This is a genomic window from Microlunatus sp. Gsoil 973, assembly GCF_009707365.1.
GTDB lineage: Bacteria > Actinomycetota > Actinomycetes > Propionibacteriales > Propionibacteriaceae > Microlunatus.
Genome location: NZ_CP046122.1, coordinates 1,800,718 through 1,814,133 on the forward strand (window position 1 = coordinate 1,800,718; position 13,416 = coordinate 1,814,133).

Annotated in this window: 12 protein-coding genes and 2 pseudogenes; 5 read left to right on the forward strand and 9 right to left on the reverse strand. The window is 66.8% G+C overall.

The genetic code is table 11. From position 1 onward, the window contains the following. The 4 genes and pseudogenes from nrfD to GJV80_RS08565 form a co-directional block, all read right to left on the reverse strand. Entirely contained in the window at positions 1-1,062 is a 1,062-nt protein-coding gene (gene nrfD / locus GJV80_RS08545; protein WP_154687534.1) for an NrfD/PsrC family molybdoenzyme membrane anchor subunit, read from the reverse strand. Next, a complete protein-coding gene (locus tag GJV80_RS08550) occupies positions 1,059-2,033 on the reverse strand; it encodes a 4Fe-4S dicluster domain-containing protein (RefSeq protein ID WP_154687535.1) in 975 nt (324 codons plus the stop codon). The genes nrfD and GJV80_RS08550 overlap by 4 nt, the downstream gene beginning before the upstream one ends. Next, a pseudogene (locus tag GJV80_RS08555) lies at positions 2,033-5,528 on the reverse strand (molybdopterin-dependent oxidoreductase). Before GJV80_RS08555 ends, GJV80_RS08550 begins: the two are co-directional and overlap by 1 nt. Positions 5,529-5,660: 132 nt before the next feature. Further along, on the reverse strand, positions 5,661-5,852 hold the full coding sequence (locus tag GJV80_RS08565) for a hypothetical protein (RefSeq protein ID WP_154687537.1): 192 nt from the start codon (positions 5,850-5,852) through the stop codon (positions 5,661-5,663). 92 nt (positions 5,853-5,944) lie between these two features. Here GJV80_RS08565 and GJV80_RS25005 point away from each other — a divergent pair. After that, positions 5,945-6,205 (forward strand): annotated as a pseudogene (locus GJV80_RS25005) (hypothetical protein); the annotation flags it as partial. Positions 6,206-6,537: 332 nt separating this feature from the next. On the opposite strand, the gene GJV80_RS08570 reads toward GJV80_RS25005, so the two are convergent. From GJV80_RS08570 to GJV80_RS08580, 3 genes are read right to left on the reverse strand one after another with little or no spacing between them, the layout of a single operon-like run. After that, positions 6,538-7,518, reverse strand: coding sequence for a carbohydrate ABC transporter permease (locus GJV80_RS08570; RefSeq protein WP_154687538.1), 981 nt, complete (start codon positions 7,516-7,518; stop codon positions 6,538-6,540). Continuing rightward, on the reverse strand, positions 7,511-8,449 hold the full coding sequence (locus GJV80_RS08575) for a carbohydrate ABC transporter permease (protein ID WP_154687539.1): 939 nt from the start codon (positions 8,447-8,449) through the stop codon (positions 7,511-7,513). Before GJV80_RS08575 ends, GJV80_RS08570 begins: the two co-directional genes overlap by 8 nt. Positions 8,450-8,455: 6 nt before the next feature. Continuing rightward, positions 8,456-9,838, reverse strand: coding sequence for an ABC transporter substrate-binding protein (locus tag GJV80_RS08580; protein ID WP_154687540.1), 1,383 nt, complete (start codon positions 9,836-9,838; stop codon positions 8,456-8,458). Positions 9,839-9,971: 133 nt separating this feature from the next. Here GJV80_RS08580 and GJV80_RS08585 point away from each other — a divergent pair, with 133 nt between their 5' ends. Together GJV80_RS08585 and GJV80_RS08590 are read left to right on the forward strand one after the other, a co-directional pair. After that, complete coding sequence (locus tag GJV80_RS08585; RefSeq protein ID WP_230208280.1) at positions 9,972-11,096, forward strand: type III polyketide synthase; 1,125 nt, start codon at positions 9,972-9,974, stop codon at positions 11,094-11,096. Between the two features lie 5 nt (positions 11,097-11,101). Next, positions 11,102-11,629 carry an isoprenylcysteine carboxyl methyltransferase family protein gene (locus GJV80_RS08590; protein ID WP_154687541.1) on the forward strand — a complete coding sequence of 176 codons (528 nt, stop codon included), beginning with the start codon at positions 11,102-11,104 and terminating at the stop codon, positions 11,627-11,629. Positions 11,630-11,741: 112 nt separating this feature from the next. On the opposite strand, the gene GJV80_RS08595 is transcribed toward GJV80_RS08590, so the two are convergent. Both GJV80_RS08595 and GJV80_RS08600 read right to left on the reverse strand, forming a co-directional pair. Continuing rightward, positions 11,742-12,323, reverse strand: a complete 582-nt coding sequence (locus GJV80_RS08595) for a hemerythrin domain-containing protein (RefSeq protein ID WP_154687542.1) — start codon at positions 12,321-12,323, stop codon at positions 11,742-11,744. 61 nt (positions 12,324-12,384) lie between these two features. Continuing rightward, positions 12,385-12,603: a hypothetical protein gene (locus GJV80_RS08600; RefSeq protein WP_154687543.1), complete on the reverse strand. Its 219-nt coding sequence runs from the start codon at positions 12,601-12,603 to the stop codon at positions 12,385-12,387. 165 nt (positions 12,604-12,768) lie between these two features. Between GJV80_RS08600 and GJV80_RS08605 the strand changes: the two genes are divergently transcribed. After that, the gene (locus tag GJV80_RS08605) at positions 12,769-13,248 is read left to right on the forward strand and encodes a hypothetical protein (RefSeq protein ID WP_230208498.1); all 480 of its coding nucleotides are present in this window, start codon (positions 12,769-12,771) and stop codon (positions 13,246-13,248) included. Further along, positions 13,161-13,415, forward strand: a complete 255-nt coding sequence (locus GJV80_RS23800) for a glycosyltransferase (RefSeq protein WP_230208385.1) — start codon at positions 13,161-13,163, stop codon at positions 13,413-13,415. Before GJV80_RS08605 ends, GJV80_RS23800 begins: the two co-directional genes overlap by 88 nt. Position 13,416: the final 1 nt, after the last annotated feature.

Here is a 13,416-nt window from a genome sequence, read left to right on the forward strand (position 1 = left end):
TCACGTGCTGACTGCACCATGCGAACCGCCGCGCTCCATCCGTTGTCGCTGCGGAACGACGGTGTACCTGGGATCCTGGGCGGAGGCCTGTCCGGCCTCGAAGATGCCGAATTTGGTGCAGACCGACCCAGCGACCAGGGCGGCGCCGGAGGCCATCGCGGCGATCCGGCTTCGCCGACCGAGCACGATGCCGCCGACCGCGCCGGCCGCGGTGAGGACCTTGCTCGCCTTCATCAGCCGCCCGGCCCGGCCCTCGTGGAGGGTCTCGGCGACGATGCCCAGCGACGTTTCCATCCGGTATTCGGCAGCCAGGTCCACCGCCGCCCCGATCGCGGCCATCCGGCGCGCCGGACCGGCCTCGGCCACCGGTGCGGCGATCATGCCAAGACCGCCGGCCGCGGTCGCTGCGGACGCCGCGAAGATGTACGGCAGTTCGCGTTGGCCCTCATGCCAGGTCGGGGTCGCGGTGTCGGCGATCAGCACCCCGGTGTAGGTGCCCACCATCGGCGCGACCGCGGCAGCCGCCAATCCGGCCGGTCGGGCCGACCGGCCCAGCAGCCGGGCGACCCAGCGCAGCGGCTCGGGCAGTCTCCGCTCCAGTGTCGGGGCGAGTTCGGCTACCGCGGCGACACCGGCCGCCGGACCGAACGCGGTCAGCGACCAGGTGCCCAGGGACATCGGCGAGGTCGGCTTGATCACGCGCAGCATGTTGAGCGCGCGGGAGGGACGGCCCAGGTCGTGCACCAGGGTGTAGAGGCTGACGCCGACCGAGGCGAGGGCACTGACCCGGGACACTCGTCGCAACGCCGGCCGCCCGGTCAGATCCGCGCCGGCCGCCAGCAGCGACGACCCTGCGGCGAGGCCGCCGGTGAAGAAGTACGTCGGGATGTCGGGTTTCCACGGCGACGCCTTGACCACGGGCCGGCCGTAGTAGGACTCGAACTTCGCGTCGGGCACCACCGGCTGTTCCCGGCGCCCGCCGCCACCCCGTCGCCGACGCCCGTTGGTGCTCGGTGCCGGCCCGGGCGCGGGGCCGACGCCGGCCGGTCGGTCGGCGCTCATCGTCTGCCCCCGACGAACGCGGCCACCGCAGTTGCCGCCAGCCCGACAGCGGCCACCGCCGCCCGTTTCCACATCGCCGGCAGGTCCCGGGTGGTGACCACCGGATCCGGCGGCAGCCCGTACACCTCGGGTTCGTCCAGCAGCAGGAAGAACGCCCCCGCCCCGCCGACACCGTCATCGGGATCGGCGCCGTACAGCCGGGCGTCGGTGACTCCGGCGTCGTGCAGCTTTCGGATCCGCTGCCGGGCCCGCTCCCGCAGTTCGTCGACATCGCCGAACTGGATCGACTCGGTCGGGCAGGCCTGCGCACAGGCCGGCGTCTTGCCGGCACCCAGCCGGTCATAGCACAGGGTGCATTTCTGGGCGATGCCGACGTTCTTGACGCCCGGTTCGCCCTCCCGGCGCTCGATCACCCCGTACGGACAGGCCGGCACGCAGTATCCGCAACCGTTGCAGATGTCGTCCTGTACTACGACCGTGCCGAACTCGGTCCGGAACAGCGACCCGGTCGGACACACGTCCAGGCAGGCCGCGTCGGTGCAGTGCTTGCAGACGTCGGAACTCATCAGCCAACGGAAGTCCGACCGTTCACCCTGCCCGGACTCACCCGGACGGCTGAACGACGGCATGCCAAGATCAACCGGTGGTCCGCCCGCCTCCGGCTCGGCGACGCGGGTCTGCTCGCCGCCCAGCGGCTTGCGCTGCTCGATGAACGCGACATGCCGCCACGTGCTCGCCCCCAACGCGCCGGTGTTGTCGTAGGAGCTGCCGAGCAGTTCGTAGATGCCGTCTTGGGGGACCCCGTTCCACTCCTTGCAGGCCACCTCGCAGGCCTTGCAGCCGATGCAGATCGAGGTGTCGGTGAAGAACCCCTTGCGGCTGGGCGGTTCGGTCCAGCCGGCATCGACCGCCGGTCCCTCGGGGCCGGCCTCGAACGACTGGTTCAGTGGCAGATCGAACGGCAACTTCATCATGCCTCCTCGGTCCCCGATCGGTCCGTCCTCGGGCGGATCCCGTTGATCCGCGGACCGGCGTTCGGACTGTCGGACGGTGTCCGCCGGGAGTTGCCGGTGTCGGTGGTGATCCCGGCCCGCCGTTGGTAGTCGGCGACGAACTCCAGCAGTTCCGGTCCGCGCGGCCGTCGGCCGGGCCGGATGTCACAGGAGGCGACCTTGCTTTCCTGGATGTGCACGTTCGGGTCAAGGGTCACTCCGAACAGGTCGTTCGCCGAGTCACCGCTGACCAGGGCGTCCTGTCCGACGCCCCAGTGGTACGGAAGCCCGACCTGGTGGGTGGTGCGTCCGGCGACCCGGAGGGGCACCATCCGTTCGGTGACGATCACCCGGGCCTCGATGGCGGTTCGGGGGCTGATGATCGTCGCCCAGCCGAGATGTTCGGAGCCCCCGCTCGGCGGCCAGTTCGGGAGAGATCTCGCAGAAGAACTCCGGTTGCAGCTCCGACAGGTACGGCTGGAAGCGGCTCATCCCGCCGGCGGTGTGGTGCTCGGTCAGCCGGTAGGTGGTGAACACGTACGGGAACACGTCGGCGCCCGGTTCGTCGCCGGACGGACTCTGCAGGTTGTCCGGCCGGGGGAACACTTCGCGGGCCGGGTTGGACTGTTGGCTGTAGAAGGCGTTGCTGAACGGCGATTCCTGCGGCTCGTAGTGGGCCGGTAGCGGGCCGTCCAGCAGCCCGGACGGCGCGTACAGCCAGCCCTTGCCGTCGGCCTGCATGACGAACGGGTCGTCCCCGGCCAACGCATCCGGTCCCGTGGCGTCCTCGTCGGGCCGGTAGGACGGCGCCTTGGTCGGCTCGAAGTCCGGGACGTCCGGCCCGGTCCACTTCTGCTCCTGTTCGTCCCAGACCAGGTACGCCTTGCGCTCGCTCCAGGGTCTGCCGTCCGGATCGGCCGAGGCCCGGTTGTAGAGGATCCGCCGGTTGGATGGCCACGCCCAGCCCCATTCCGGGGCGACCCAGCTCTGCTCGGATCCTGGTCGCCGCCTTGCCGCCTGGTTGATCCCGTCCGCGTACACCCCGGTGTAGATCCAGCAGCCGCCGGCGGTCGAGCCGTCGTCGGCCATCTGCTGGTAGCTGGCCAGCGCGCTGCCGGCGTGCTCTCCGGAGACGAACTCGCCGTTGATCTCCCGCAACACGGAATCGGCCGACACCTCCCCGGAGGCTTCGGCCTCGTAGTCCCAGGTCAGATCGAGGATCGGCCGGTCCCGGTCGTCGGTCGACCCGGCGAGCCGCCGCCGGATCTTCTGGCCGAGCCTGAAGACGAAGTCCAGATCGCTCTGGCAGTCACCCGGCGGTTCGACCGCCTTGTGGTGCCACTGCAGCATCCGCTGCGTCTGGGTGAAGCTGCCCGACTTCTCGGTGTGCGCCGCGGCAGGCAGGAAGAACACCTCGGTGTCGATGTCGGTGGTCTTCAGCTCACCGGTCTCGATCTCCGGCGAATCCTTCCAGAAGGTGGCCGATTCGATCATGTTGAAGTCGCGCACCACCAGCCACTTCAGCCGGGCCAGGCCGAGCCGCTGCATCTTGCCGTGCGCGGAGCCGACGGCCGGATTCTGGCCGAACAGGAAGTAGCCGTCGATCTTGTCGTCCAGCATGTCCATCACGGTGGCGTACGTTCCATGATCACCGGTCAGCGTCGGCAGGTAGTCGAAGCAGTACTGGTTGTCCTCGGTCGCCGCATCACCCCACCAGGCCTTCAACAGGTTGACGATGTAGGTGCGGGCGTTGGCCCAGTAGCCCTTCTGGTCCGGGCTGGCGATGCCTTCGACGTAGGCGTCCAGCGAGTGGTGCTGACCGGCCATCGGCATCGGCAGATAACCGGGCAACAGGTTGTACAGGGTCGGGATGTCGGTCGACCCCTGGATGCTCGCATGACCGCGCAGCGCCATGATCCCGCCACCGGGCCGGCCGATGTTTCCCAACAGCAGTTGGATGATCGCGGCCGTCCGGATGTATTGGATGCCGACCGTGTGGTGGGTCCAGCCGACGGAGTAGACCCAGGCGGTCGTCCGATCCCGGCCACTGTTGGCGGTGACCGCCTGACAGACGTCGAGCAGTTGCTCCGGGGTGACCCCGCAGACCTCCTGCACCATCTCGGGCGTGTAGCGCGCGAAGTGCCGGCGCAGGATCTGGAAGACGCACTGGGGGTCCTGCAGGGTCTCGTCCTTCCGAATGCCCTTGGCCCCCATCGCCGCGCCGTGCCCGCCCAGCTCGTACGCCGCGGCCCGGCTGGACTCGGACTCCGCATGCTCCCCGGAGGCCGAGACGCCGCTGCCGTGTCTGCTGCCGTCCTGATCTTGTTGTTCCCGTTGTCGCCCCTGTTGTCGCCCCTGTTGTTGCCCCTGTTGTTGCTGCTCCTCCTGGCGGGTCTCCTGCTCCTCGTCCTCACCTTCTGCGTGGGAGGTGGGACCGGAGGTCGCGGCGTGTTCGGTCATCCCGGCGTAGGACCAGGTGTCCGGATCGTACTTGCCGCTCTCGGCGTCGTACCCGGAGAAGACGCCGTCAAGATCATCGACGTCCCTAAAGTTCTCGTCGATGATGTGCGAGGCGTTGGTGTAGGCCAGGACGTAGTCCTTGAAGTACTTCTCGTTGCTCAGGATGTAGTTGACGATCGCGCCGAGGAAGGCGATGTCGCTGCCTGCCCGGATCGGCACGTGCGTGTCGGCCAGCGCCGAGGTGCGAGTGAAGCGGGGATCGACATGGATCACCCGAGCGCCACGCTCCTTGGCCTCGGTCACCCACTGGAAACCGACCGGGTGGCATTCGGCCATGTTGGAGCCCTGGATCACGATGCAGTCGGAATTTTGCAGGTCCTGCAGGAAGCCGGTGGCACCGCCCCGGCCGAACGAGGCTCCCAGACTGGGAACCGTTGCACTGTGTCAAATGCGGGCCTGGTTCTCGATCTGGATCGCGCCGAGCGCGGTGAAGAGTTTCTTGATCAGATAGTTCTCTTCGTTGTCCAGGGTGGCACCGCCGAGGGCTGCGATGCCCATGGTCCGGCGCAGTGGCTGGCCGTTCTCGTCGGTGTCCTGCCACCAGCGCCGGCGGGACTCGACGACACGGTCGGCGATCATGTCCAGCGCCTTGTCGGCGTCCAGCCGCTCCCACTCCGTGCCGCCGGGGCGTCGATACATCACATGCTTGATCCGGTTCGGCGCGTTGACCAACTGCTCGCTGGCCGCACCCTTGGGGCACAGCCTGCCCCGGGAGACCGGCGAGTTCGGGTCGCCCTCGATCTGGGTGACCCGGCCGTCCTTGACGTAGACGTTCTGACCGCAACCGACGGCGCAGTAGGGGCAGACGCTCTTGACGACCTTGTCCGCGGTCTCGGTGCGGGCGGTCCGCTGCCGGGTCCGCGGCGATTCGGCAGCGGCCCCGCGGCCGAGCGGATCGGCACCGGTGAACTGGCGGATCACAGGCCAGCCCAGGAACGCCTTGCCGATGCTCATTCGTCGACCTCCGCTCTTCCCAGCCGGTGGGCCACGGCCCGCTCCACCCGTGGACACCCGACTACATACCCGCCTGTAAGCACCTTAACGGCGACGCCCGACGGCGTCCCTCGACCCGGCAGTCTCCAAGCCTCAGGCCTGCTGTTCCCGATCCGTCAGGTACTGATCGATCTCGGCGAGATCGACACCGATGAACTCGGGGACCGAGTTGGGTGGCGATTCCGCAGGTCGGAGTTCGTAGCTCTGCCCCACCTGGGCCAGGATCAGGCCGAGGTCGTCGGCGCGTTTGCCCAGGGCAAGTCGGTAGTCGCTGTCTTCGATCATGATCTCATCCTCCTCGGCGGTGGCTTCGATGACAACGGCCCTCGCGTCGAGCACGCTGTTGTGTCGGTCGGCGGGGTGAAGACCTATTCGTCCAGCGCTATGGCAGCCAGATGCTGCTCGATCCACCGTTGTCCGGACTCGGCTTGGCTGCCCGGTTGGTTCCGTTCGTGCTGCTGGTGGCCGCCGGCCTGATCGTCAGAGCACGGCAGCGCGGGCACGCACGGAGCCCTCGAAGCACTGCACGGCGGGGACGCCGGGGCGGCCGAACGCCAAGCGCGTACCCAGGGTGTCCTGCCAGGGCCGGCCGCCGTACCGGGCGGTGGACAGCTGGTCGCGGGTCGTCGATTCGGTAACACTCGGCGCGATTTCGCCGCCGGATGCCGCTGCGAGCCCGGAATTCGTACCCCGTGGTGCGAATTCGGCGCCGCCCACCGCTGAGGCCGCCGGTTCAGTAACACGTGGCGCGAATTCGACGCCGCCCACCGCTGAGGCCGTCGATTCGGTAACACGTGGTACGAATTCGACGCCGCCCACCCCTAGGGCTGTCGATTCAGCAACACATGGCACGAAATCGACGCCGGAAGGCCGCTGAGAGTCGGAATTCGCACCACGTGGTACGAATTCGGCACCCAGCACAGGCACCGGGCAACGAGAGCCGAGCAGCGAGGGCACGCGGACCGACGCGTCAGCCGCGGATGCCGACCGTTGTCGCCCCCTCGATGAAGTACCGCTGGCCGAAGGCGAAGATGATCATCATCGGAATGGTGACCACGAGCGAAGCGACCATGACGTACTGGTAGTCGCCGTGTCCGCCGGCCGTCGGGCTGTACATCGTCATCGCATAGTTGATCCCGAGCGGAACGGTGAACTGCTTCGGGCTGCCGAGATTGAGATAGATCAGCGGCCCGATGAAGTTGCTCCAGGAGGCCTGGAACTCGAAGATCCAGACGATGATCGTCGACGGGATGGCCAGCGGGAACGCGATCCTGCGGAACAGACCGAAGTAGGAGCAGCCGTCGACGCGTGCCGCTTCGAAGAGATCACGCGGCAGCCCGGAGTAGAACTGCCGCATCAGGAAGATGTAGAACGCCGAACCGAACAGGTTGGCTCCCCACAGGGGCACGTTCGTGCCCAGCCAGCCGGTGGTCTTCCAGATCAGATAGTTCGGGATCAGCGTCACTGCCCCGGGCAACATCATCGAGGCGAGCACCAGCCCGAACAGCAGCCGTCGTCCGGGGAACCGGAAGTACGCGAAGCCGAACGCCACCAAGGAACTGGACAGGGTGACCAGGGTTGCGGCCAGGACCGCGATCAACATCGAGTTGCCGACCCAGGCCAACAGCGGCAACTGGTGCCAGACCTCGACGTAGTTGTCGAAACGCCAGGTCCTGGGGATCAGCCGGTTGTCGAAGACGTCTCCTCGCGGCTTCAGGCTGGCCGCGATCAACCAGGCGAAGGGATACAGGAACAGCACCGAGAAGCCGATCATCAACAACCACCGGACGACCTGACCGATCCGGTGGACGACCATCGACGGACCGCGATCCGGCACCGACTCGGCACCCCGGTCAGCCTCGGACAGTGCAGCCGCCGCACCGGTGGTCAGCCGACCGGGCAACTGCCCCGGCACCGGGTTGCTCACCGGGTTGGTGACCTGGTCAGTCATCCCGACCCCCTCCGTAGAAGACCAGCTTGTTGCCGATCTTCATCTGGATCAGCGTGATGATCAGAATGATCACGAACAACAGCCAGGCCATCGCGGCGGCCAGACCGAAGTTGAACTGCTGGAAGGCCTGCTGGAAGAGATAGACGCCGTAGAAGAGCGCAGCGTCCGGCGCCGATCCGTTGGCGTCACGGAAGAACAACAGGTACGCCTGGTCGAAGACCTGCAGCGCGGCGATGGTGTTGACGATCACCAGGAAGAACACCGCCGGCGAGATCATCGGCAGAGTGAGCCGCCAGAACTGCTGCCAGCGGTTGGCTCCGTCGACCTGGGCCGCCTCGTACAACTCGCGAGGGACGTTCTGCAGCGCGGCAAGCAGGATGACCATCGAGCCGGCGGCACCCCACAGGGTCATCATCACGATCGACGGCTTCACCCAGTGCGGATCGGTCAGCCATTGCGGACCGTTGATGCCGAACAGGCCGAGGAACTGGTTGATGGCGCCGACGTTGCCGTTCAGCAACAACAGGAAGACCGATGCGGTGGCGACGTGCGGTGTCATCTTCGGCAGGTAGAAGATCGTCCGGAACACTCCGCTGCCCCGCACCATGCCGTTGAGCAGCAGCGCCAGCACCATCGCGAACGCCAGCTCCAGCGGGACCGCCATGATCGCGTACACGAACGTGTTGAACAGCGACGTCAGCACCTTCGGATCGCCGAAGATCAGCTTGTAGTTATCGAGCCCGGCCGCCGTCGCCGAGTTGCTGGCGAGATCGAAGTGGGTGAACGACAGGCCGAGGCTCCAGCTCATCGAGATCACGGTGAAGATCAGGAAGCCGACGACCCAGGGTGCGATGAACAGATAGCCGGCCAGCACCTCACGGCGACTGGCCTGTCTGACCCGGACCCGTGCCGGTCGAAGCGTCACGGCCATCGGTGATCAGCCGTTCCGCCCGGCGTTGGACTGTGCCCAGGCCCGCAGCGCGGCTGCCTGGGCGTCGTCGAGCGCTTTCTGGGGCGACTTGCCACCGGACAGCGCGACGATCACCGCGTTGTTCAGGTTGTCGGTGATCGACTGGCCGACGGCGGATGCTCCCATCGGGCGGTTGTCCGGCAGGATCTTGTAGTAGGTGTTGATCACCTGGTCGAAGTCGGCGTTGCCGCTGGACTTGACGAACTGGTCCCTGTTCGCCTTGTCGGCAACCGGTGAGCCGGTGAACAGGCCGGTGTTGATCGAGTCATCCTTCTGCACGGTCTTCTGTCGGGCCTCACTCGCCTTCTGCCACGCCTCCGGTGAGGTGATCTTGATAGCCCAGGCGCAGGCGGCCGACGGGTTCGGGCTCTTCGCCGGGATGGCGTACGCGGCACCACCGGCCATCGCCAGCGTCTTGCCGTCGAGGGTCTTGATCGGGACCGCTGCGATGTCGACGTTCTTCTTGTAGTCGGACAGCACGTTGACATACCACTGTGCCCACACCTGTGCGCCGACCTGGTCCTTCACGTACTGGTTCTTCGCGCCGAAGACGTCCATCGAGTCCAGCAGGCTCTTGCCCTTGGCGTAGCCGCCTTGCGCGTCGGACAGCTGCTTCAACCAGGTCAGGGCCTTGACGTTGTTGGCATCGTTCAGGGTCGGCTTGCCCTTCTGGTCGACCGTCCTGCCTCCGAACACCGCCAGCCAGATGGCGGCCGATCCTGGCATGTCGGGTACGAAGCCCAATCGGGTCGGTTTCCCTCCCGACATCGCGGTCATCTTCTTCGCGGCCGCGAGCAGCTGGTCGGGCTTGGAGGTGTCCAGTTGGTCAAGGGAGACGCCGGACTTCTGCAGTACGCGCTTGTTGGCGATGATCGCCTCGGCCTGGAAGAACTCGGGTATCCCGTAGACCTTGCCCTGATAGGTGACGTCGTTGATCACCGACGAGTAGAAACGCTGGCTCGGGTTGACACCCCAGGTCGCATAGCACTGGTCGAGGGGCATGATCAACTTCTTGTCGGCCAAGGTGTCGATCTGCGCGCGATCGGCGTAGATCAATCCCGGCACCTGGCCGGCGGCAGCCTGAGCAGCGAACTTCTGAGTGTCGAAGCTCGACGTGTCCATGGTGACCTTGACGCCGTTGAGTTGGGCCGTCGCGTAATCAGACCGTGACTTGCCGACCTCGTCGGACGGGTTGAAGCCGTACGTCTTCAACTCCCCGCCGACCGACTTGCTGAACTGGGACTTGCCGGAAGAGCCGGAGCTAGGCTGATTGCTGTTCGGCCCACAGGCCACGAGCGCTGCACCGACGGAAAGCCCGATGATCACTCCTCCGAGCTGCTTCAGCCTCATAGCTGGGTCCCCTCCGGTTCCGCGTCCGCCGGCCGATCCGGCGTCACCCCTGGAAGTGGTTCCCCGAGCCGGGCAGTTGAAACCCGCAGCCTTGCAACGGTTGCGAACCGGCCAGGAAGGGTATGCGGAGATCGTGAACCAGCCGATCACTGCGGTGAGAACCGATCATCCGACGTCGATGTCCGGAACGCCCAAGATTCTGGCGACCAAGGGCGTCTTGCCGCCGTACAGCTATCCGCAACAGCAGTTGACCGAGGCGTTCGCCGATTTCGTCGGCCTGGACGGCCCACGCCGGCGGCTGTTGGAGAAGGTGCACGGTAACGCCGGCGTGCAGACCAGACACCTGGCTCTGCCGGTCGAACGCTATGCCGGTCTGACCGACTTCGGCGTCGCCAACGACGCATTCCTCGAGGCCGGTTGTCGATTGGCCGAAGAGGCGGTTCGAGAGGCGTTGACCGCCGCCGACGTGGCACCGGAGCAGGTCGATGTGATCATCGCGGCGTGCAGCACCGGGGTATCGGTGCCGTCGCTTGACGCGCGGATCATGGTTGATCTCGGCCTGCGCGAGGACGTCGTTCGGATGCCGCTGGTCGGCCTCGGCTGTGCCGCCGGCGCCGGAGGGGTGGCCAGGCTCAGCGAATTCCTTCGCGGCCGCCCGGACCGGGTCGGTGTGCTGGTCACCGTCGAACTCTGCTCCCTGACGCTGCAGCGGGGTGACACCTCGACGGCGAACCTGATCGCCAGCGGGCTGTTCGGGGATGGAGCCGCGGCGGTGGTGATGACCGGTGCGCTGCCGAATGGTCGACCGGTCGATGTTGCCGCTGGCCCGGTGGTGGTCGACACCCGAAGTCGGCTCTATCCGCACACCGAGCGCGCCATGGGGTGGGATGTCAGCAGTTCGGGGCTGCAGATCGTGCTGGGGGCTGAGATTCCCGAACTGATCCGCACCTACCTGGCCGAGGACGTCGATCGGTTCCTCAACGAGAACGGGCTGTCCCGGGACACCATCGACTGGTGGGTCTGCCATCCGGGCGGACCGAAGGTGCTGGAGGCGGTCGAGGAATCGCTCAAACTGACCGATGGTGAGCTGGCCGTGACCTGGGATTCGCTGAGCCGGATCGGCAACATCTCATCCTCGTCGGTACTGCACGTCCTCGACGACACCATCGCGCAGCGGCGGCCAGAGCCCGGCTCGTACGGATTGATGCTGGCGATGGGGCCGGGGTTCGCGCTCGAACTGGTCCTGCTGCAGGCCTGAGCCCGATGGCGTCGCAGCTCTGGTTCACGGCCCTGATCCTCGCGGTCGGCGCCGAGCGGCTCGTCGAACTGGTCGTGGCACGCCGCAACAGCCGATGGTCCTTCGAACGCGGCGGTGTGGAGTACGGCCGCAGCCACTATCCGCTGCTTGTCGCGCTGCATTCCGGGTTGCTCGTCGGCGCGCTGGCCGAGGTCTGGATCCGTGGCCCGGAATTCGTTCCCGCGCTGGGCATTCCGATGCTGGCACTGGCGATCATCGGGCAGGCGCTGCGGTGGTGGTGTATCGCCACGCTAGGGCCGCACTGGAACACCCGAGTCATCGTCGTTCCGGGGACGGCGCCGGTGCGCGGCGGCCCGTACCGGCTGCTGCATCATCCGAACTATCTGGCCGTGGTGATCGAGGGCGCGGCCCTGCCGCTGGTGCACGGTGCCTGGATCACCTCGGTGGCGTTCACTGTGCTCAATGCCGCGGTGCTGACCGTCCGCATCCGGGTGGAGAACCGGGCTCTCGCCTCGCTCGCCGCACCGCGCTGACCACGACAGGCCAGATCTCGCCTGCAACTGTGCGCACAACACAGCATCCCGCGCGGAGTCGTCAGTCGCGCGGGATGCCGGGATCGGCGCGGCACGAGCCGCAGCACAGGAGTCAGTCGCGGATGCTGGCCACCGCGTCGCGGGCCTTGTCGATCAAGGCGGCGAACGGCCCGACCGTCCACTGCATGGCCGGTTTGCCGGCCGCGGTGGGGTGCGGCCTGGTCGGCGCCACCTTCTCCACGGCCTCGATCCGCCGGCCCATCCGGGCCCGCTGGTCGGCGTCACAGTGCTCGAGGACTGCCGGGAACTCTTCGTGCTCCTCGTTCTCGGCGTGCTCGTCGACGCTCGTCTTCAGCTCCGCGAACTGCTTCTCGAAGTCGGCGCTGTCGACGTCGAACGTCTCCAACTGCTTCAACACCTCGTTGGCTTCCTGCTCCTCGGAGTTCCGGGCGGCAGCAACGCCGTCGGCGGCGATGTCCTCGGTCACCGGCCGGAGCACCATCTCCTCCGCGGTCTCGTGGACCGCGAGCAGTCCCCGCAGTTCCTCGAAAGCATCGTGGCGCTGCTCGCCGTGCGATGACTCGACCTCGTCGAACAGGTCCCGAATCTGTGCGTGCTGGTTCAGCAGAAGCCTGATCACATCACCTTCCGGCAACTGGGCAGCCTTCTGCCGATCCTCGGTTGCACTTCCCATGCTTGTCTCCTTCGATCACGTGATCGGACGGCTTGGCCCGACTGCACTCCGGGCCGCTTCTCTACTGGTGGGTCTCTTCGATCCGCAACGCGGTGCCGAAGGCGAACAGGGTCGGTGCCCAGGTGGCGATGAAGATCCCCCACCGGTCGGCCTGGGCCTTGTCCGACCCCTTCTTCGCGCGGCTGGTCAGATAGCTGATGTACGTCAGGCCGATCGAGGCGATCGCACCCGCGTAGGCGTAGTCGCTCTTGACGCCGAGCTCGTGCAGCTTCTTGATCATCTTTCCTCCGGTCCGTGCCGACCGCCAAGCCGGCTCACTCGGGTGGTTGTCGATGGGTCACCTGGTGGTCACCGTTGCTATCGGGTACCCAGACCGCCGGGCGCATACCACCGACGTTTCGCGCGTGACGTTTCGGCCCCGGCACACCCGGGGAACCTCAACCGCATGCGGGTCTTGCTGTGGCACCTCCATGGGTCGTGGACGGACGCCTTCGTCCGCGGCCGGCATCACTATCTCGTCGTTGACGACGAACCACAGCGCTGGCCCGACGGCGTGGAGCAGGTACGCCGCGAGCAGCTGGGCATCAGCCGACCCGATGTCGTCGTGTTCCAACGCCCCGACGAACCGGAGTGGTTCGCACGGGCCTTCGGCGCCGAGACGGAGGGCGTGGGGAAGATCTATCTCGAGCACAACACACCGGACGGACCCGCGGCGACCAGCGGTCACCCGATGGCCGATCGCGACGATCTGCTGCTGGTCCACGTCACCTGGTTCAATCATCTGATGTGGGACAGCGGAGCGACACCGACCGCGGTGTCGAGGCCATGCACCTGGGCATGCCCGTTGTCGCTCTCTCTGCGACTGAGGCAGCGACAGCCGTTCCGCCGGGCACCGGCGTCGTTTCCAACAATCCCGGCCACCTGATCGAGACCATTCAGATGTTGATCAAGAACCCGGAGGTCGCGCGGAGCCTCGGTGAGGCGGCCCGGGCCCATGCGCTGGAACACTTCGGCCTCAGCCGGTTCCTCGCCGACTGGGACGAGGTCCTTGAGGACTGCCGTCGTGTGCCGAGTCACGCACCGAGACAGTGAC

Coding starts and splice junctions, on each gene's coding strand:
- nrfD (WP_154687534.1), bottom strand. CDS start 1,062: ATGAGCGCCGACCGACCGGCCGGCGTCGGCCCCGCGCCCGGGCCGGCA.
- GJV80_RS08550 (WP_154687535.1), bottom strand. CDS start 2,033: ATGAAGTTGCCGTTCGATCTGCCACTGAACCAGTCGTTCGAGGCCGGC.
- GJV80_RS08565 (WP_154687537.1), bottom strand. CDS start 5,852: ATGATCGAAGACAGCGACTACCGACTTGCCCTGGGCAAACGCGCCGAC.
- GJV80_RS08570 (WP_154687538.1), bottom strand. CDS start 7,518: ATGACTGACCAGGTCACCAACCCGGTGAGCAACCCGGTGCCGGGGCAG.
- GJV80_RS08575 (WP_154687539.1), bottom strand. CDS start 8,449: ATGGCCGTGACGCTTCGACCGGCACGGGTCCGGGTCAGACAGGCCAGT.
- GJV80_RS08580 (WP_154687540.1), bottom strand. CDS start 9,838: ATGAGGCTGAAGCAGCTCGGAGGAGTGATCATCGGGCTTTCCGTCGGT.
- GJV80_RS08590 (WP_154687541.1), top strand. CDS start 11,102: ATGGCGTCGCAGCTCTGGTTCACGGCCCTGATCCTCGCGGTCGGCGCC.
- GJV80_RS08595 (WP_154687542.1), bottom strand. CDS start 12,323: ATGGGAAGTGCAACCGAGGATCGGCAGAAGGCTGCCCAGTTGCCGGAA.
- GJV80_RS08600 (WP_154687543.1), bottom strand. CDS start 12,603: ATGATCAAGAAGCTGCACGAGCTCGGCGTCAAGAGCGACTACGCCTAC.
- GJV80_RS08605 (WP_230208498.1), top strand. CDS start 12,769: ATGCGGGTCTTGCTGTGGCACCTCCATGGGTCGTGGACGGACGCCTTC.
- GJV80_RS23800 (WP_230208385.1), top strand. CDS start 13,161: ATGCCCGTTGTCGCTCTCTCTGCGACTGAGGCAGCGACAGCCGTTCCG.